Origin of the sequence: Paenibacillus pinisoli (genome assembly GCF_003605435.1) — a bacterium.
Taxonomy (GTDB): Bacteria; Bacillota; Bacilli; order Paenibacillales; family Paenibacillaceae; genus Pristimantibacillus; species Pristimantibacillus pinisoli.
On the sequence record NZ_QXQB01000002.1, the window covers coordinates 470,728 to 490,072 of the forward strand.

Consider the following 19,345-nt stretch of genomic DNA (forward strand, 5'->3'; position numbering starts at 1 on the left):
CATCTTGGAATCGACGGAGCCAGCCGGCTCGTCAGCATACCTCCTTTCTAAATCTGCTAGACTATGAAACAGATATAGCCCGTATATGTACAATGGAGCAGACATAATCGGGCTATCTATTTTAAGCTTGAGGATCAAACTCATCATTTGTCATTTTTAGATAGGCTATCAAGTACTGCTCCAGCTTCTCAGAGACAGGATGCTGCTTGGCATTGTCCAAATGAAGAGGCGAGCACTGCGAGGGATCCGCTCTCAAATCATACAGTAATCTTTGTACCGGAGAATCTGTCGAATATCCTCTATCTACAACATAGGTATAGCTTCTGGATCGTACCCCTCGCCATCCATAATGCAAGTGATTTAATCCATGCTGTTGAAATCGCTCGATGGCAGCCATCTGGCCTGGGAACGCACTTATATAGGCTACCTCGGCCCACTCATCTTCAGGTTTTCCTTGCTGCTGCTCATCAAGAATATGGGGAATCATGGATTGTCCTTGTACAGAGCTTGGTACGTCTAATCCAATTAACTCCAATAGAGTCGGCATAATATCGACCGTATTCAACACACATCGCGTACGCGCAGGCACTATTTGCTGTGGATAGCGAAGCATAAACGGTACACCGATTGATTCCTCATGCCAGGAATGCTTGGCAACGAAGCCATGCGCCCCCATTAGCTCACCATGATCAGCAGTAAGCACGACTATCGTATTGTCTGTCAAATGTAATTGCTCCAGCTTATCCAGCACTCTCCCAAATTGCCCGTCGATTCCTGTAATGGCTGCATAATAATCTGCAATCATCTGCTTCCAGACACTAGCTCCGCCAGGCACTTCTTCACCGGTATGCACTAGAAACGGGTCCCGGATCCTAACATTGGGCAATGGTTCAATAGACCGGCCTTCATACAGCTTCTTATACGAATCCGGAACAAGATCAAATGGGGAATGGGGCGGATTCCACGATAAGAATAAGGCGAACGGCTCGTTGCTCTCATGTACGCTCTCCAAATATTGCAGGGCCATATCCGTCTCATGCTTGACGGACCATTCATTAATCTGAATCATTTCCTCAGAATCCTGCCAATAGTGTGGAGTTAAATGCTCATCATACGTTCCATAAGAATACCAATAGTCGAATTGATGACGCTTTGCTCCCGGTGGCGTATAAGCATCCCAATCCCTCGCCCCAGACCTCGGAAGCGGCTCGAAATTTTGCTCCGGGCAATCCAGATGCCATTTCCCAATATAAGCCGTAGCATAATCTGCTTGCTTCAGAACATCACTTATCGTTACTTCTGATTGCTCCAGCCCTATGGTTAACCCAAGCTTGCAGTTCGTATATACACCTGTACTTAATGAGTATTTCCCTGTCATCAAGGAAGCGCGATGCGGCGAACAAATAGGCGTGCAGGTAATGGACTGTTCAAAGCATAATGCTTGCTCGGCGAACTGGTCGATACGGGGCGTAAGGACAGGCTCTTTCCCCATAAACCCTACTGCATCCCTACGCCACTGATCTGCAAAAATATAGACGACATTAGGAAGACTCTTCTTCATAGAATCACCTCTTACCCTTTTACTCCTGAACCCACTACTCCCTTAACAAAGTAATCCTGGGCCAGTATATATACCAGGACCGTAGGAACAATAGAAGAGACTGCCGCTGCCATGAGCAGCGAATATTCCGTATTGTATTGACCGATAAAATGCTGCATCCCTAGCTGCAAGGTGAATAATTCATCCTTCGTCAGATAGATTAGCGGTCCTAAGAAATCATTCCACGTATGCATAAAGGAGAAAATAACTAGCGTTGCAATGGCTGGCTTCATCAAAGGAAGAACGATTCTGGCATATATGCCAATCTCGGAAAGCCCATCAATCTTGGCTGCTTCCAGCAATTCATCTGGAATGGAGGAGAAGAACTGCCGGAATAGAAATACGCCAAATGGATTGACTACACCCAGCAATACCAGGGCCGCATGCGTATCGATTAGTCCAAGATTCTTCATTAATATAAATTGCGGAATCATGATGACCTGATAAGGAATCATCATCGTGCATAGGTATAAGAAGAATAGGCCATCTCGTTCGGGAAATTTTATTTTTGAAAAGGCGTACCCCGCCAAAGAACAAGTGATTAATAAAATAGCAATCGTGATCACAACGAGCTTAATGGTATTCAAGTAGTACAAGTGAAAAGGAATTTCCGTCCAAACTTTATAATAATTTTCCCAGTACACGGTTTCTGGAATCCACTTGATTGGGAATGTAAATATTTCATTGTCCGCCTTAAGCGATGATGACAACATCCACAGAAACGGAAATACCATCGTAATCGACGTAATAATCAACGCAACATATAGAAAGCCCTTCTTGAACAGGTTAGTTCTTCGTACAGATGGTTGTGTGCCTGCTGCAGCTTGACTCATTGCTCTCAATCTCCCTCCGCCATCGTGGTACTCTAATTAGTAGTTAACCCATTTTTTTTGCGCTCTGAATTGAATGAAAGTGATGACAAGAATGACTAAGAACAAGACATAGGCCATAGCTGATGCGTAGCCAAAATCAAACTGCTTAAATGCCGTATTGTAAATCGTATATACGAGCACCTGTGTCGAGCGCCCTGGCCCGCCTTGTGTCAATACATAGATCATGTCGAACACCTTGAAGGAATTAATAACGCCCATAATAACGGTGAAGAAAATTACCGGGGATAAAGATGGAAGCGTAATATGGAAAAACTTATGAATGATGCCCGCCCCATCCAGATCGGCAGCCTCATACAAATGATCAGGTATGCCTTGCAGGCCTGCCAAATACAAAACCATATAGTAGCCGATATGATTCCAGATATATACGATAGATACCGCAATTAATGCCCAGCTGGTTGAAGCGAACCACCCCGGAGGATTATCCATGCCCAGATTCATTAGAATCGTATTAACAGGACCTTTTGTAGGATTGAAAATCAATTGCCACACCACTGCTACTGCTATCGTCGATGTCACATAAGGTAAAAAAACGGCCGTCCTGAACAGCTTCAGCCATTTGATGCCTGAGTTTAACCACACAGAGACAATTAGAGCCAGGAATAGCGTAATTGGCACAGTGATAAGCATGAAGATGATGCTATTCCTGAATGAAATGATAAAATTATCATCCTGTAATAGCTTTGTATAATTATCAAAGCCGATAAATTTAAAAGCGCCAAAACCATTCCATTCCACGAAGCTCATTCCGAATGAGAAGAAGACCGGAATAAGAATAAAGGCTAGAAAACCAAGAATATTGGGCAACAAGAACATGTATCCGTTGATTCGATTGCGCTGTGTCATCGTTAAAGGCTTCTTACCGAACAAGTCTACCCTCTCCTTTAGAAGAAAAGAGCCTTGTCTGGAAGACAAGGCTCTTCATATAATCTAAGCCTTCTATCGATGCATGACATCATTGTAGTTATGCTCGCTTATTATTTAATCGAGAATTGCTCCTCATAGATGCTTGCCCATTCCTTCTGAACGCGTTCTTCCATTGCCGCTACTGCTTCTTGCGGCGTTTTGTCACCGATGAATACAAGCTCGCCTTCTTGGAGGAAGATACCGTCAACGACAATCGTCTTTACACCTGGCAGCATTGGATATTCCGCATATTCACTTGTTTCGTAGAAGTAGTTCAAATGCTCAGGCTGTCTACTTCCGTCGCCGTAGAAAGCTTGTTTCACAGCATCGTCCGTGTAGCCGGTAACGAAGCCTTTGGAAGCGAATACTTGCGCGCCTTTGCTGCCTGTAAAGAATTCAACCACTTTATAGGCTTCTTCTTTATGCTTGGAATTTTTATTGATCATTAGGGCTACAGGTGTAGCTAAGCTTGTATTGCTCTCCACGCCTTTTGGATGAGGAATAGGTACTACATCCCACTTAAAGGACATCTTCCCTTCGTCTTCAGCTTTTCTCAGCTGGGCTACATGCCAATCCCCAATAATGCTCATCGCAACCGTTCCGCTTTGGAAAATAGCATTATAATGAGCTCCGGTAGACTTCGACTCCGCCCACGGCATAATAGAGCCATCCGCTTCCATATCCAACCTTAATTGCAAGGCATCAACGAATGGAGACAGATCCTTGTCGATGACAGTTGCGCCTGCTTGAACGGCAGACATATACCAGGTCTGGGCCCAAGTGTGCAGGAATGCGCCATAGGTTTTATCAGCACCCGAGCCGGATGTAACCTTAGCAGCTAGTGCGCGGAATTCATCCCAAGTCATATCAGCGCTTGGATACTCGACGCCCGCCGCATCAAAAATATCTTTGTTATAGAACAACATCCAAGGAGATTTACGAAATGGCAATCCATAAATATTTCCGTTAATTGTCATTTCTTTATACAGCTCGCCATAGCCGGATACATCCGTATTATTGGATTTAATATAATCATTAAGAGGCTCAATAATTCCTGTGTCCACCATCTTGTCCAGTATCCCGCCGAATAAGTCATACTCTACTCCGCCGGATAATTGAGTTCTTAATTTTTCATAATATTGATTGGCTGGAAAGCTAATGAACTTGATTTGAATGTTAGGATGTTCTTCTTGGAACTCCGCATAAGTGGCTTCAAAGGCCGGCAAATCATCAGGTAGAACGGGTATCGTAAAATTCACGTTTTTGTCTGTGCTTTCACCCGTATTAGAGGATGAACCCGCATTCTGATTATTACTCTCATTGGTTGTAGATTTACTGCTGCATGCAATCAAAGCGCTTACAATTAGCAAAAAAAGCATCCCTGTAACAAGCTTTCTTTTCAATTTACATTCCCCTCTCGCCCATGCTATACTTGCTCACAACAAAATTATAGAATAATTCACAATCCGTTATAAGTTGAAAAAAATATACCCCTTTTTAAACTAAAATTAATAAGAGGATAACTACTTACCCATCACAAAAGTATTCCTGTAACATGTTTTTTCAATTTACATTCCCCTTTAGACCATGATATACTGCTCACAAAAATGATAGATTTATAAATTAAAATTACTAAAAGGATGATTACATGTGATCTATCTATCCTTATTTTTTTTAATTTATACCATTGCATTAACCTATAACAAATCCAAAAACATGATAACAATTAGCTTAATCGGCATCATATTTGGTTGGTTAATTTCCATTTTCTCGTATTTGTTTTATTTAAGTAAATTTAACGTATACTGGGCGGTTTTCAATGATTTCTACAATTTCAGCAAGGGCACCTGGAATCGCATTGTATTAGAAAACTTTGATGCCCTTATATTAATTCGTTTACTTAATTTTGGCATTTTACTTTTTCTTTTCAGCTTTCTACTCTTTTCAATCTCCTTCACCCATAGCAGAAGCAGAATCAATAAGCTTTACTATTACATACCATTAGCGATCTTGTTTATCGTTCAACTCTGCTACTATGATCCTTTCATACAATTAAAGCTTCAGAATTATTTCTTCTCGTATGAATACGCGTCAGGCATGAATTATAAGCGTGTAACTACCATCATTGATATCATCTTTCAATGCACGAAATTTGCGCAAATTATAATTACCTTCAGCTTGCTTATTCATTATTTGATCAAAAATTTCAGAATCCATTTTATTAGGCAATATACAATTTTTAATATCATGTGTTTATTTCCAATCACAATCATTCATATCATGATGTTCTGGTGGGCGCCTGCAGTTCTCATACGAGCGACCCAAATTGACAGCTTTCATAATTATTTGAAGCCTCCCATGAATGCTATTTTATTCAAATATAATATTTTCACAATTATTTCTTTGATCGCCTTTGCTGCCATGGTTTTTGCCTTTTCCAGATATCAAACCAAGCAGAAGCAGCATCATGTAGAAGCCGACGAGATTAACAAGAGGATCAATACCGCTTCCTTAGGCGTCAAAGCATTTACCCATTCGATCAAAAACCATTTGCTAGCTATACGTTCTGAAACTGAATATTTAAAGGAAAAATTCAAGGATGATGCCGACACGCTGTACAGCCTGGAGCTCATCTTCAAATCGTGCTACTACTCGTATGACATGATTAACAATGCATCCAGCAAGCTGGAATCGATTGATATTGTATTAAAGCCGGTAAAGCTGCATATTCCAGTCGAGCTGGCTCTTCAAAAGCTGTCATCCAAGGATCAAGCGGTGAACATTGAAGTTATTCGCTTATCGCATGGAAGCAAAGCTTTGTTGGACACATCTCACATGACTGAGGTTTGCTTCAATATCATTAAAAATGCTATTGAGGCCATGCATCAGACGAGCGATAAGCAGCTTACGATTACCATTGAGGATCAGGACCAATGGGGTTGTATTTCAATAGAGGACAACGGACCGGGGATTCCGCCGGAAAATATGAATGAAATTTTCTCCCCTTTCTTTTCCACCAAATCATCCGTTAGCAATTGGGGAGTAGGTTTATCCTACTGCCATAAAATAGTTACATCCCATCAAGGAAAAATCGAGGTTCACAGTACCGTTAACAAGGGTACGAGCTTCAAAATACTTCTCCCTTTATATTAATTTGGCTGGAGGCTGAGACTTTATGGAGAATATTAAATTAATTATTTCTGATGATATGGATGCGCATCGCAGAAGGCTTGAAAGAATTATTACGAAGCAGCCTAACATGACTTTACTTGCTTCCGTAGACAGCGGTGCAGCCACGATTGCTAAGGTGGAACAGGAAGTTCCCGACATTATATTGATGGATATTGAAATGGAAAGCAAATATGCGGGCATCGAAGCGGCAAATAAAATTCATGTCAGCTATCCGCATACAAAAATCATCTTATTAACGGTGCATGAGGACGATAATATTGTATTCGCGGCCTTTAAGACAGGCATCGTGGATTATATTATCAAATCTTTTCCCGAGGAGGAGATTGTCGAGGGGATTATTGCAGCCTACCGAGATGATTCACCCATACGTCCCATGATTGCCAAAAAGCTGCGCAACGAGCTGGTACGGTCTAAAAATCATGAATCCTTGCTGATGAATACCTTGAATATCATCTCCACTCTAACCGCTAGTGAGCTAGAGGTGCTGAAGCTGCTGTGCCAGAACAGAAACCGCCGGCAGATTGCTCTGCTTAGATCTGTTGAGGAGGAAACCATCAAAAAGCAAGTCAATAGTATTTTGCGTAAATTTAATAAGCGTCGTACCAAGGAAATCGTCAAATTAGTTACCGAGCTGCAAATTTTTAATTCCATATCTTATTTCAACTAATTACCACTAAGGAAGGACGTTCCATACTCCAAGAACTGTCCTTCCTCCAGCTGCTTATCTACCAGTACGGATTCCAATCCTTCTGCACCCTGATTAAAGCCTCCATATAGAAGTAATCTCCCCAAATCGTACATTCATCCACACCAAGATCAATAGGCAGACTATATACGCCATGTGCCAATATCCCTGTGCCTTCCTGTCTTTCCTTGATCACATAGTTCTCTGTTAATGATGTCAATATAGCTAATGCCGCTTCTTCATACAGTTGGCGATCACGATCCAATACTGGCAAATGATACGCTAATTCCAGCAAGCCGCATGCGGCAATAGCTGCGGCGGAAGTATCACGTTGCCCATCCTGTTGCAAAAACACCAGATCCCAGTTGCAGATCAAATCCTCTGGCAAATGATTCAAGAAGTAATTGGCTGCTGCTTTGGCTTGCTCGATGTATGCCATATCCTTCGTATAACGATAAGCTAATGGCAGACCGTACATTGCCCAAGCTTGGCCTCTAGACCAGCAAGCTTCATCCGCATAGCCTTGTCCAGTCCAGCCTCCTAATGCTTCACCCGTCTCAATATCGAGTCTAAACATCTGATAGATGGCTCCATCCTCACGTATCATATGCCGGGCCACGTTATCCATATGCCGTTTGGCTTTCACATAATAGGTTTGATCGCCTGTTACTTCTGCTGCCCAGAACAGCAACGGAACATTCATGGCGCAATCGACAATAAATACACCCTTTTCCTTATGCGCATCATCTTCTAAATAACCGCGCACCTGTATAATGCCTGATTTCTCTCTAAATCTCATCGCCAGCAGCTTCGCCGCATCAAGAGCAATATGCTTAGACTTCTCATCCTTTGCTAATTTATAGCCAGCCACACAGGATAAGCTATATAAAAAACCAATATCATGATGATTCAATATATCTCTAGTGACTAGACGCTCTTGGAAGCTATCCACATGCTTCTGCGCCACCTCTGCGTATTTATCCTCAGCTGTAAGCTCATAGGCCAACCAAACCATGCCGGTCCAGAATGAAGAGGTCCAATCCGAATAATAGGCCAAATCCGCATTTTTGACAGGCTGATACTGAAGGCCGACAGAGTGTGCTGACGGGAATTGATCTGTGAATAAAGCTAGATTACGCTCCACTTGCTGAATAACATCCTGCAATGCCTTCTCATAGTATGATTTATTGTTGTTGCCTTGGAAACGCTCCTGCTTCTCAACCTTGGCTGTCTTGAGTAGGTTAGCTGTCATTTAATTATTCCTCCCACAATGAAATAACAAAAAGTTAAGTTGATTATAGCTTCTCTATCTCATTGGGATAAGGAGTAAATATTATCCCCCTTTATCGCGCCAATAGAAAAAGGCTGCTTCATCACGATCCGAAATCGCGATGAAGCAGCCTTTGATTGACAGTGGCCATCCTTCCGACCGGCTGCTCTGATTATGAAAATTAACGGTTCATCCAGCCGCCGTCTACGCAAAGCACATGGCCGCTCATGTAATCGGATGCGGAAGATGCAAGGAAAATAGCCGCGCCCGCCAAATCTTCGCCGGTTCCCCAGCGTCCGGCAGGTATGCGGTCCAAAATTTGGGCGCTGCGAACCGGGTCATCGCGCAGAGCCTCCGTATTGTCCGTAGCCATATAGCCCGGAGCAATCGCATTCACCTGTACGCCTTTCGACGCCCATTCGTTGCCCAACTGCTTCGTAAGGCCGACAACCGCGTGCTTGCTCGCCGTGTAGCCCGGCACATTGATGCCGCCTTGGAACGACAGCATTGATGCGATATTGATGATTTTGCCGGAGCCTTGCGCGATCATCCGCTTGCCTGCTTCCTGGCTTAAGACGAAGACTGAGTTCAGATTGACGTTCAGAACGTCCTCCCAATCCTTGTAGCTGTGCTCGGCGGCAGGCGTACGCCGAATGATGCCTGCATTGTTCACCAGAATATCGATACGGCCGAATTCCTCGACCGTCTTGTCTATAATGCCCGACAGCTTGCTGTGGTCCGATACGTCCGCTTGGATCGTAATTGCTTTGCGTCCAAGTCCATGCACCTTGCTGGCCGTCCCTTCGGCCGGCGTGCTGTTCGTTACAAGCGCAAGATCTGCGCCCGCTTGCGCAAGCCCGACCGCAAGCGCTGCGCCGAGCCCGCGGCCCGCGCCCGTTACGACGGCAACTTTGCCCGTCAGGTCAAAATAATTCATGGATCCAGTCCTCCCTCATTCGCTACGCACGCACCATGCGGACGCCTGCATTCTCGTATTTAAGCGCAACAGACTCGTCAATCGCCGCATCTGTAATGATCGTATCGATATCGCCCAGTTCGGCGAACGTAATAAGCGCTCCCCGGTCGAACTTGCTATGGTCGGCCAGGCAATACACGGTCTTCGCACATTCCATGTACACTTTTTTCAAAGCGGCCAGTTCTTCCGTAAAAACCGTCAAGCCGTACTCCAAGTGGATTCCGGTCGCTGACAGAAACAGCTTGTGAACGTTCAGCTTGCGAATCCATTCATTCGACTCCGTCCCGATCAGCAGATTGTTCTGGCGGTAGCCGCCGGGAACGATAAGCCGGATCTGGTCTTTAAGCGTCAGCTCGCGGATAATCAACAGATCGTTCGTCAGTACCGTAAGCGGCATATTGCCAAGTCGCCTGGCAATCTCAAGCGTGGTGCTGCCGGCATCGAGGGCGATGATATCGCCCGTCTCGATCTCCGCGATCGCCTTGTCTGCAATTGCCGCCTTCTCCTTCTGGTACTTCACGTTCGGAATTTGGAGCGGGAGAAGGCTGTCTTCTCCGCCCGATTCCAGAACTGCCCCGCCGTGAATCCGGCGAAGCAGCCCCTTTTCTTCCAGCTTCTCCAGATCCTCGCGGACCGTCTTTTCCGTCACTTTGAATTGCTCGCTAAGCTTGGACACCTTGACGCTGCCCAGCTGCTCCAACTGCTCGATAATATGCCGATGGCGTTCCGCTGCTAGCATCGGCGTTTATTTCAAGTCTTTCATGGAGATAAATTCTTGATCCGAGAACGTATAGTTCTCGCCGGCCATCGCCCAGCAGAACGCGTAGTTGCTCGTACCTGCGCCGGAGTGGATCGACCAAGGCGGAGAAATGACCGCTTGCTCGTTCGCTACGACCAAATGTCTCGTTTCGCTAGGCTCGCCCATCATATGGAAAATGCGAGCTTCTTCGCTTACGTCAAAATAAAGGTATGCTTCCATGCGGCGGTCATGCACGTGAGTCGGCATCGTGTTCCAGATGCTTCCCGGCTTCAACGTCGTCACGCCAAGCATCAACTGGCAGCTTTGGATGCCGTCGGCATGAATATATTTGTTCAGGACGCGCTCGTTGGACGTTTCCAGCGAGCCCAGATGCGTAGGGTTCGCTTCTTCCGCCGTCATTTTGCGGGTCGGATACTCGGCATGAGCATTTGCGGATACGATATAAACTTTCGCCGGATCGTTTTTATCCTTGCTGGCGATCTGCACGTCTTGCTTGCCTTTGCCGACATATAGCACGTCAAGCTTCGAAAGCTCATAGGCTTCGCCGTCTACGGTAATAACCGCAACGCCGCCGCCAATGTGCAGGAATCCGGCTTCACGGCGTTCCAGGAAATATTCGGTCTTCAGCGTCTCCTGATCTTCCAGCCTCAGCGCTTCGCCGACCGGGGACGCGCCGCCGACGATCAGGCGATCGTAGTGGGAATAAACCATGTTGATTTTATTAGGCTCAAACAAACCTTCAACAAGAAACTCTTGGCGCAAGCGTTCGGTTGTGTACTGTTTGACATCAGCAGGATTAGTAGTATGACGGACTTCCATTCGGAATAACCTCCTTAGATTCATACCGGTGCGTTTGACGGTAAGCGAACCGGAATCGTTTGTTTTTGTTCGTTTTCACAATAACACACTTTTTCGAACATAAAAAGACATTTTATTGCAGCGAATAATTGAATACTGGATGATGGTTAGTCCTATCTATCCGTATTTCCGCCTTTTTGTCGTCGGTAATTCCCTGATTTTGGTCATAAAAAAACTCCCTTCTATCTGGTAAATAACACAGATAAAAGAGAGTAATTTTTTTGCACTCTATTGTTGTGGGTGAATTCGAAAATTCAACACCATCATCGCTTAGAAGACTTATGTATCAAGGCTTCTAAACGATTTTAAGTTAAATATTCCCAATCTATTCCCACTCAATTGTTGCTGGTGGCTTCGATGTTACGTCGTACACGATGCGGTTGACGTTGTCGACCTCGTTGACGATACGCACGGAGATTTTCTCCAGCACGTCCCAAGGAATACGAGCCCAGTCCGCTGTCATGCCATCGATGGATGTTACGGCGCGGATGCCTACGGTGTAGGAATACGTACGGGCATCGCCCATAACGCCTACGCTCTTCATGTTCGGCAGAGCCGTGAAGTATTGCCAGATCTCGCGGTCAAGTCCCGCTTTGGCAATCTCGTCACGCAGAATCGCATCGGATTCGCGTACGATCAACAGCTTCTCTTCCGTCACTTCGCCAAGTACGCGAATCGCAAGACCCGGACCCGGGAACGGCTGACGCCATACGATTGCCTCAGGCAATCCGCACTCTTCGCCAACTTTGCGAACCTCGTCCTTGAACAGAGCCTTCAGCGGCTCAACCAGCTTGAACTTGATATCCTCAGGCAATCCGCCTACGTTGTGATGCGATTTGATCGTTTGAGCCGTAGCCGTACCGCTCTCTACGATATCTGTATACAACGTACCTTGCGCCAGGAATTCGAAATCGTCCAGCTTGTCCGATTCTTCCTGGAACACATAAATAAATTCGTTGCCGATGATTTTACGTTTTTGCTCCGGATCGTCGACGCCTTTCAGCTTGCCGAGGAAGCGTTCTTTGGCATCGATTTTCAATACCTTCATATCGAACTTGCCTACGAACGTCTCCATTACGCCCTCAGCTTCGCCTTTGCGGAGAAGGCCATGGTCGATGAACATGCAAGTAAGCTGATCGCCGATTGCTTTGTGCAGCAGGATTGCTACAACCGAAGAGTCTACGCCGCCGGAGAGCGCGCAAAGCACTTTTTTGTCGCCAACCTGGTTGCGGATATCTTGAATTGTATCTTCGATGAACGATTCCATCGTCCAGTTGCCTTCGCACTCGCAGACGTTATATAGGAAATTGCGGATCATTTCGTTGCCGAATTGGGAGTGGCGCACTTCCGGGTGGAATTGCACTGCGTACAGCTTGCGGTCCGCGTGGCTCATTCCCGCGATCGGAGCATGCTCTGTGCTGGCGTCAACATTGAAGCCCGCTGGCGGCTCGATTACGAGATCGCTATGGCTCATCCATACCGTTTGGACACGGTCAAGGCCATGGGCGATGTGGCTGCCCTCCACAAATTCCACTTCCGCTTTGCCGTACTCGCGCTTGCCGGCGCGCTCGACTTTGCCGTTCAGCTGATGCGACATCATCTGCATGCCGTAGCAGATTCCGAAGATCGGAATGTTCAGGTCGTAAATCGCAGGATCTACGAGCGGAGAATTTTCTTCATATACGCTTGCCGGTCCTCCCGAGAACACAATGCCTTTCGGCTGCAATTCACGGATCCGTTCTACCGGCGTGTTGTAAGGCAGCAGCTCGCTGTAAACGCCCAAATCGCGAATACGGCGCGCAATCAGCTGGTTGTATTGTCCTCCAAAATCAAGAACAACGATCATTTCATTTTGCTTCGTCATTACCGAGCCTCCCTCAATTGATGTAGTAATTATATATAAGGCCCTTCAAGAGAGTCAAGGCGATAAACCCTGCCATCTCGGTTAATGCGCCAGATTGGATCGAAGGGGCTGGTATTTTAAGGTGAATGAGCATGAAACTGTTCTTAGTATTGCCATTAACCCGTCCCATTTCAGAACGGATTTAGCGGTGGATGGCGGCGATGCAGTGATTAATTTGTTTTTTAGGGGCGTGCAGCGGTGTGGGGCGGCGTTACAGCGTTAAGTTTGTTGGTTTTGAGCGTGCAGCGGTGGGGCGGTGTTGCAGCGGGCAGTTTGGTTATTTTGGGTATGCAACGGTGTGAAGCGGCGTTACAGCGGGCAGTTTGTTGGTTTTGAGCGTGCAGCGGTGTGTGACGGCGATGCAGCGGGCAGTTTGCTGGTTTTGGGCGTGCAGCGGTGTGTGGCGGCGTTACAGCGATTAGTTTGTTGGTTTTGGGCGTGCAGCGGTGTAAGGCGGCGTTGCAGCGGGCAGTTTGTTGATTTTAGGCGTGCAGCGGTGTGTGACGGCGTTACAGCGGGCAGTTTGCTTTTTTTGGGCGTGCAGCGGTGTGGGGCGACGTTGTAGCGGGCAGTTTGCTGGTTTTTGGCGTGCAGCGGTGTGGGACGGCGGTGCAGCGAGCAGTTTGTTGGGTTTGAGCGTGCAGCGGTGTGGGGCGGCGTTACAGCCATTAGTTTGTTGGTTTTGAGCGTGCAGCGGTGTGGAGCGACGTTGCAGCGTTAAGTTTGTTGGTTTTGAGCGTGCAGCGGTGTGGGGCGACGTTGCAGCGGGCAGTTTGTTGATTTTGGGCGTGCAGCGGTGTGAGGCGGCGTTGCAGCGAGCAGTTTGTCGTTTTTGAGCGTGCAGCGGTGTGAGGCGGCGTTGCAGCGGGCGGTTTGCCTTTTGAGGTCAGCGGCCACACCTCCACTAAATAAAGAAGACTGCACACTCAAGTGTCAGCTTGAGTGTGCAGTCTCAGAAAATCTATGGCTGAGCGTCGCCGGAGAATATCGGCGCTGCCTGCTTCTTGTTACGCTTAGTATCTTTCCAAGCGGATAGCTTCATGCAGACGCCACGCAATTCCTCGTAGCTCGGCATACCGGACAGCTGGCCCGGAGCGCCGAAGCTTGCCGCTTCCAGCCACTTCGATAATCGGTCCAGCTCGCCCCCCAGCTCCGCATCCATTCGCGAGCTAAAAAAACGGACAAGCTCCCTAATCGTAATGGCTTCCGTAACCTGCTCCAGCTCCTCCAGATCTTTCGAGGAGCTTTTGCGCTTCTGCCACAGCAGCTCCAGCGTAGCTTCGGCTGCGTCGATCAAGCTGCTGCGCTGCCATTCCACGGCTGCCATAGCCGCAGCTGTCTTTCTTGGACGACGTGGTCCAAGAAAGGGTTGAGCTTCCGTTGCTTCGGCAGCCGCTGATTTCGTTGGCGCAGGACTTCCGCCAGTAGAGGCTCGCGTGACAGCGTCGTAGTCTGCGGCAGGTTGGATTCGCGTCGCAGCGCCTAAGTATGTGACTGTAGAGGCTCGCATCGCAGCGTCTTGGTCTGCGACACCTTGGATTCGCGTCGCAGCGCCTAAGTCTGCGGCAGCTTCATGGTTTGTTGCCGTTGATTCTGCGACGGCAACATCCCCATGCGCGCCTCCGGCGTGCGCCGCAACCGCGGCGCTTGCCGCGCGGTAGCGCCGCAGCGCCAACAGCAGGCGCAGCCGCTGGCGCTGCGCGCCAACGAGCACGGCGGCGGCTAGCGCCAGTGCCGCCATCACCGCAGCGGCGGCCGCGAACGGCGCCTCCGCTGCGCGGTCCCATGCTCGCGCCGCCGCATCCATGGCGGCGCGCGCTCCGCGGGAGACGGCTGCGGCGCTTCTCTCCGCAGCCGCCTCCAAGCGCTCGGCCAGCGAGGCGTAGCCCCCGCCTGCCGCAGCGCTTCCGCCAGCGGCGCCATGGCCCGCCGCCGCTGACAGAGCATCGCCGCCGATAACTCCGGCGACGGAAGCCGCACCGGCGACGCCGTCATACCCCGGCGTTGGATCGAACGGCACCCAGCCCGCTCCAGGGAAGTACACTTCCACCCAAGCGTGGGCGTCTGTGCTGCGCACTTCATAGAGCTGCGCGGCATGCTTCGCTGCGCTGCCGCTTGTTCTGCGGACGCTCTCCTCATTCACCGGCGTACCCGGCGCAAAGCCCTTGACCCATCTCGCCGGTATCCCCTCCGCTCGCAGCATCACGGCCATTGCCGTTGAGAAATGCACGCAATATCCGCTTTGCTGCTCGAACAGAAAATGATCCACAAAATCCGAGCCAACAGGCGGAATCTGGCTCTCGGATTTGGAATAGCGATACGTATCCTTCAAATATTGCTCAATCGCCTTCACCCGGTCATACCGGCTCGTCACGCCGCCTCCCGCAATCTCCGCAGCCAGAGCGCGGACGCGTCCCGGCAGGGAATCCGGCAATTGCAGGAACGGAGCCAGCTCCTCCTCTGTCCAGCCCAACGCATCGCCAACCCGCCCTTGCGCTACCTCGGAGTCAGGCTCCAGCGACCTTAAAGCTGCCGCATCCGTTACCGGCAACCGGCTCTGTACCGTGTATTGCTCCAGCTTGACCATCTCGGACTGCGCATATAGAGAGTCCAGCTTTTCATTGATCGCATAGCTGCTCAGCTTGCGCCGCGGATCGGAAGCGATAAGCTCCGTAACTCTGCCGCTTGTTCCCGACATGAAGATCGGCATAGCCGCGATCGGACGCTCCCAGATAATCGTCTGCGAGATCAGATGGGCATCCGATATTCTCGAATCGCTTCCTGATTTGCCGCCAGCCTTTGCGCTGGCGCTAATCCCGTCATCCTTCATGCGGACAGGCAGCAAGGTCAGCTCGCTGTCGGCATTGCTCCATCCTCTGCCGTCATAGACGGCCTTCGCTTCCCCTCGCCAATAAGTGCTGAACGGCGAATACCCCCAGAATACAACAGAGGGATGATCGCTGATCGCACCGCCAAGCGTCGTATCGTCAAAACCATAGCCAGTCAAGCCGCCCCCCAGCGCTGAAGCATTCATCCCCCGAAGTGTCGTCACGCTGCCTCCTTCGCGGCTCAGCGAAGCGAAGCCCCGCTCCAGCCGTTCCGATACAGAGGAAGTCCAGCGCGCCGGCTCCAAAGTGCGCTCTTTGCCGCCCGCGGCGAGCAGCGCAATGCCGACAATGATAAGCAGCGTGAACAGGGAGCCAGCGAGCCACTTGCCCTCCACTTGCTTCAAGCGGTCCATGCCCGCGTCCAAAATCCTTCTTGCCCGGGGCATGGATACAATAGCAGCCAGCAGCAGCCCTTCCGCCGCTGCGCGTATCAAGCCGCCAAGCACATCCATGCCCAGCCATGCATATAGCGCCAGCAAATATACCATCGTCAACGCGGCGATGCCAAGCGCAGCCTGGCGCAGCCAGATCAATGCCTGCAGCGCAGGCGCAAGCATCGCCCAGCCCACGAATAACATCAATGTGCGGAGCTCGCCTGACATGGCCCACAGACCGCTTTTGACAATCATCACAATCTGCTCGCCGATAAGGACTGGAAAACCCAGCAGCCATTCCGCTGCGCTCTGTTGATCGCCTTTGAACAGCCACATTAAGGTAAAGAGGATCAGTACGGCATGCACCAAGACCGTCCAAATGCCTCTAATGCGGAAAATGCCTGCCGCCAATATACATCCGATTACGGCGAGCAAAGGCACGGGCTGGTATAGAACCGGCCATTCTCCCGCACTCGTCCACGGCAGCAGCCATTCCGCCAGCAGGCCAAACAAAAGCAAGCTCGTTATGAAGCGGTAGAATACGGAATCTTCTGCTTCCGTGCGGACGTCCTTATCCCAAAGCATAGGCGCCCTCCCCTTTCACGGCGGAAGACCGTGATTCCTTGCTTTGAACCGCAGGCAGCCAGTAACAATGAACGCCGCTGGCCTCCAGCAGACGCGCTGACTCTCTCATCGCAAATGAAGGAACCGCGCTTTTCGCAACCCCGTACAGCTCCAGCTTGAAGCCGTATCCGCCAGCCCGTTCCGCCAGCTTCAGCCAGCGGCTGGCATTCTGCCAATCGGCTGAATAGATCGTGAGCATCCGTTCGCCCCTGTATCGTTCATTCTCCAAGAGAGCCAGCCCAGGCCATTCCCTCTGCGTATTCGAAGGAGCCAGACGGGCAAGCATCTGCTTTAGCTCTGCCATGCGAGTCATTTGCTCCGGGCCGGAAGCCCCTGGCAGATGATAGGTCCATTCATCCGCATACAGCATCACGGACCCGCCCGCTTCCGAGCTGCGCTGAACATCCAGCAGCGCCCAGCTGATGCAAGCCTCGAATAATCGGCTGTCGCTGCCATAAGGCGCGGCGAAGGAATCTATCCATACGAACCGCTCTGTCCTGCTCTCATCGCCGTCATGCAGCTTCGTATACAGGCCGCGGCCCCTCGCGGCAGCTCGGAAATCCAGATGCCGAAGCGAATCCCCTTCACGGTATGGCCGGCTGTCAGGTCCTAGCCCCGCTTTGCCAAGCAAATCCGCATACGCATCCGTACCCTCGCCTCTGACGCTGGCAGACACGGTGTAAGCAGAAGTATCCGGCCGATGCCGGCCCGCCAGCTGAACCCGGCTTGCTCCATCGGTTTCAGGCAGTGCAGGCAGCACTGTAAATTCTGTCTCCCATTCTATTGTTCTGCGGATGGCAGTCAGTCCGAACAAATCCCCGCATGTCACGGTCACGCTTCCAAAATGGTAGACGCCTCGAGCCAGCTCTCCAAGCGAATAACTTACCCCAGACGTACCCGCAAGCATCGGCGCCAGCACGGTTGTATGCGGGACAGCTTCATGATTGAGCGAGCTCGTATTGCTGACCGTCTCTTCGATCGCAATCCACACCATCGGCACGCGCCATTTGCGTTCCAGCCGGAGTGTCACCTGAATGGAATCGCCAGCAGCGATCTCCGTCTCGGACACCATGCGCTGCAGCGTAATGCTTTTGGAGGCAGCGATTGGCAGCCAGAGGCTTATGGCTCCCATGCCCGCCAGCAAGACAAACATAAACCATTCCACAGCGCCGCCCCGTACGACAGCTGCAGCTCCCGCGCACAGCAGCCCTGCGAGCAGGACCGTCCATGCCGCCCATCTCGTGCGATAGCGACTCCGCCCTGTCATAGCCTTCTCCCTCTTCCGGAGCCGGCTGCCGCTTCCTTCGGAAATGGCGTCTCTCTTGTCACGCGCCGGATCAGCGCAGCAGCGCTGCCGCTTTGACGAGGCGAACCTGCGCGCAATACGATGCGGTGGGCCAAGGCCGTCTCAGACACGGTGAGCACATCATCCGGAATGGCATAACCTCTTCCCTCTATATAAGCATGCGCCTGCGATGCGCGCAGCCAGTCTCTAAGCGCCCGCGGGCTAAGCCCGAGCAGCACATCCGGCGATCTTCTGGTCGCCTCACCAATCGCCACCATGTAGCGCATAAGCGCAGGATGGACATGAACCTGCCTTGCTTCCGCCTGCATTTGGAGCCATTCCTGGACCGCTACGACCGGACGCAGCCTCTCCGGCTCCATCCTCTTGCCATCGGCATATTGCTCCAGCATACGCTGCTCATGCTCCACGCCTGGATAACCGATCGATATTTTCATCATGAAACGGTCAAGCTGCGCCTCCGGCAAGCTGCTCGTTCCTTCCAAGCTCAGCGGATTTTGAGTCGCAATAAGCATAAACGGCACAGGAAGACGTCTCGTCTTGCCTTCAATCGTCACCCTGCGTTCCTCCATCGCCTCCAGCAGTGCGGATTGCGTTCGCGAGGAAGCGCGGTTAATCTCATCGGCCAGCACTACATTAGCCATAATAGGTCCCGGTCTGTAGGCCAGCTCCGAAGTGCGCGCATCCAGCACCACACCGCCAATCACATCTGCAGGCAGCATATCGGAAGTGAACTGGATCCGTTTGAACTCGCCGCCTACCGCACGCGCAAAAGCTCCCGCCAGCATCGTCTTGCCAACACCCGGCACATCCTCCAGCAGCACATGCCCGCCTGCCAGCAGCGCCGTTAGCGTCTGCTTAATCGTATCTTGCTTGCCTAGCAGCACCGAATCTACCTTAAGCAGCAATCTGCGAAGCAGCGTCTGCGGCGGTTCCGCCCAATGCCTGGCATGCCCCGGCTGCGAAATATCCTCGTCGCCTTCATATAAATGGGAAGTGATCATACACTCTCGCCTCCTGAAAAATAAATCTATCTACTTTTCAGTGTCGCCAGCTTTATCACCCTTTAGACCTGCTAGATTCCCATTCCTTCCGGTAAAAAGCCCTCTTTCG

14 protein-coding genes are annotated in these 19,345 nt (G+C 50.1%); 2 read left to right on the forward strand and 12 right to left on the reverse strand.

Features of this window, described 5'->3' with window-relative positions; genetic code table 11:
- Positions 1–121: 121 nt before the first annotated feature.
- The 4 genes from D3P09_RS09545 to D3P09_RS09560 all read right to left on the reverse strand — a co-directional run bounded on the left by D3P09_RS09545 (position 122) and on the right by D3P09_RS09560 (position 4,802).
- Entirely contained in the window at positions 122–1,561 is a 1,440-nt protein-coding gene (locus D3P09_RS09545) for a sulfatase family protein (RefSeq protein WP_120109305.1), read from the reverse strand.
- A gap of 11 nt (positions 1,562–1,572) precedes the next feature.
- Positions 1,573–2,433: a carbohydrate ABC transporter permease gene (locus D3P09_RS09550; protein ID WP_120109307.1), complete on the reverse strand. Its 861-nt coding sequence runs from the start codon at positions 2,431–2,433 to the stop codon at positions 1,573–1,575.
- Between the two features lie 36 nt (positions 2,434–2,469).
- Positions 2,470–3,363 carry a carbohydrate ABC transporter permease gene (locus D3P09_RS09555; RefSeq protein WP_243644032.1) on the reverse strand — a complete coding sequence of 298 codons (894 nt, stop codon included), beginning with the start codon at positions 3,361–3,363 and terminating at the stop codon, positions 2,470–2,472.
- A 107-nt stretch (positions 3,364–3,470) separates the two neighbouring features.
- Entirely contained in the window at positions 3,471–4,802 is a 1,332-nt protein-coding gene (locus D3P09_RS09560; RefSeq protein WP_243644034.1) for an ABC transporter substrate-binding protein, read from the reverse strand.
- A gap of 694 nt (positions 4,803–5,496) precedes the next feature.
- On the opposite strand from D3P09_RS09560, the gene D3P09_RS09565 reads away from it, so the two are divergent.
- Both D3P09_RS09565 and D3P09_RS09570 read left to right on the forward strand, forming a co-directional pair.
- Positions 5,497–6,552: an ATP-binding protein gene (locus D3P09_RS09565; RefSeq protein ID WP_165867372.1), complete on the forward strand. Its 1,056-nt coding sequence runs from the start codon at positions 5,497–5,499 to the stop codon at positions 6,550–6,552.
- A gap of 22 nt (positions 6,553–6,574) precedes the next feature.
- Positions 6,575–7,258, forward strand: coding sequence for a response regulator transcription factor (locus tag D3P09_RS09570; protein ID WP_120109310.1), 684 nt, complete (start codon positions 6,575–6,577; stop codon positions 7,256–7,258).
- 58 nt (positions 7,259–7,316) lie between these two features.
- On the opposite strand, the gene D3P09_RS09575 is transcribed toward D3P09_RS09570, so the two are convergent.
- From D3P09_RS09575 to D3P09_RS09610, 8 genes are all read right to left on the reverse strand, one after another.
- Entirely contained in the window at positions 7,317–8,528 is a 1,212-nt protein-coding gene (locus D3P09_RS09575; protein WP_120109312.1) for a glycoside hydrolase family 88 protein, read from the reverse strand.
- Between the two features lie 199 nt (positions 8,529–8,727).
- A complete protein-coding gene (kduD, locus tag D3P09_RS09580) occupies positions 8,728–9,483 on the reverse strand; it encodes a 2-dehydro-3-deoxy-D-gluconate 5-dehydrogenase KduD (protein ID WP_120109313.1) in 756 nt (251 codons plus the stop codon).
- A 22-nt stretch (positions 9,484–9,505) separates the two neighbouring features.
- Positions 9,506–10,261 (reverse strand): DeoR/GlpR family DNA-binding transcription regulator, encoded by a 756-nt coding sequence (locus D3P09_RS09585; protein WP_120109315.1) that lies wholly within the window; start codon positions 10,259–10,261, stop codon positions 9,506–9,508.
- Between the two features lie 6 nt (positions 10,262–10,267).
- Positions 10,268–11,101, reverse strand: a complete 834-nt coding sequence (gene kduI, locus D3P09_RS09590) for a 5-dehydro-4-deoxy-D-glucuronate isomerase (protein ID WP_120109317.1) — start codon at positions 11,099–11,101, stop codon at positions 10,268–10,270.
- 364 nt (positions 11,102–11,465) lie between these two features.
- On the reverse strand, positions 11,466–13,004 hold the full coding sequence (gene guaA, locus D3P09_RS09595) for a glutamine-hydrolyzing GMP synthase (RefSeq protein WP_120109319.1): 1,539 nt from the start codon (positions 13,002–13,004) through the stop codon (positions 11,466–11,468).
- A 1,000-nt stretch (positions 13,005–14,004) separates the two neighbouring features.
- Positions 14,005–16,890, reverse strand: coding sequence for a transglutaminase-like domain-containing protein (locus D3P09_RS09600; protein ID WP_120109321.1), 2,886 nt, complete (start codon positions 16,888–16,890; stop codon positions 14,005–14,007).
- Positions 16,877–18,196 carry a DUF58 domain-containing protein gene (locus D3P09_RS09605; RefSeq protein ID WP_120109323.1) on the reverse strand — a complete coding sequence of 440 codons (1,320 nt, stop codon included), beginning with the start codon at positions 18,194–18,196 and terminating at the stop codon, positions 16,877–16,879. The genes D3P09_RS09600 and D3P09_RS09605 overlap by 14 nt, the downstream gene beginning before the upstream one ends.
- Entirely contained in the window at positions 18,193–19,236 is a 1,044-nt protein-coding gene (locus D3P09_RS09610; protein WP_120109324.1) for an AAA family ATPase, read from the reverse strand. Before D3P09_RS09610 ends, D3P09_RS09605 begins: the two co-directional genes overlap by 4 nt.
- Between the last annotated feature and the right edge of the window lie 109 nt (positions 19,237–19,345).

Excerpts from the sequence above, each read along its gene's own strand:
- D3P09_RS09545 (WP_120109305.1), bottom strand. The coding sequence starts at position 1,561 with ATGAAGAAGAGTCTTCCTAATGTCGTCTATATTTTTGCAGATCAGTGG.
- D3P09_RS09550 (WP_120109307.1), bottom strand. The coding sequence starts at position 2,433 with ATGAGTCAAGCTGCAGCAGGCACACAACCATCTGTACGAAGAACTAAC.
- D3P09_RS09565 (WP_165867372.1), top strand. The coding sequence starts at position 5,497 with ATGAATTATAAGCGTGTAACTACCATCATTGATATCATCTTTCAATGC.
- D3P09_RS09570 (WP_120109310.1), top strand. The coding sequence starts at position 6,575 with ATGGAGAATATTAAATTAATTATTTCTGATGATATGGATGCGCATCGC.
- D3P09_RS09575 (WP_120109312.1), bottom strand. The coding sequence starts at position 8,528 with ATGACAGCTAACCTACTCAAGACAGCCAAGGTTGAGAAGCAGGAGCGT.
- kduD (WP_120109313.1), bottom strand. The coding sequence starts at position 9,483 with ATGAATTATTTTGACCTGACGGGCAAAGTTGCCGTCGTAACGGGCGCG.
- D3P09_RS09585 (WP_120109315.1), bottom strand. The coding sequence starts at position 10,261 with ATGCTAGCAGCGGAACGCCATCGGCATATTATCGAGCAGTTGGAGCAG.
- kduI (WP_120109317.1), bottom strand. The coding sequence starts at position 11,101 with ATGGAAGTCCGTCATACTACTAATCCTGCTGATGTCAAACAGTACACA.
- guaA (WP_120109319.1), bottom strand. The coding sequence starts at position 13,004 with ATGACGAAGCAAAATGAAATGATCGTTGTTCTTGATTTTGGAGGACAA.
- D3P09_RS09600 (WP_120109321.1), bottom strand. The coding sequence starts at position 16,890 with ATGCTTTGGGATAAGGACGTCCGCACGGAAGCAGAAGATTCCGTATTC.
- D3P09_RS09605 (WP_120109323.1), bottom strand. The coding sequence starts at position 18,196 with ATGACAGGGCGGAGTCGCTATCGCACGAGATGGGCGGCATGGACGGTC.
- D3P09_RS09610 (WP_120109324.1), bottom strand. The coding sequence starts at position 19,236 with ATGATCACTTCCCATTTATATGAAGGCGACGAGGATATTTCGCAGCCG.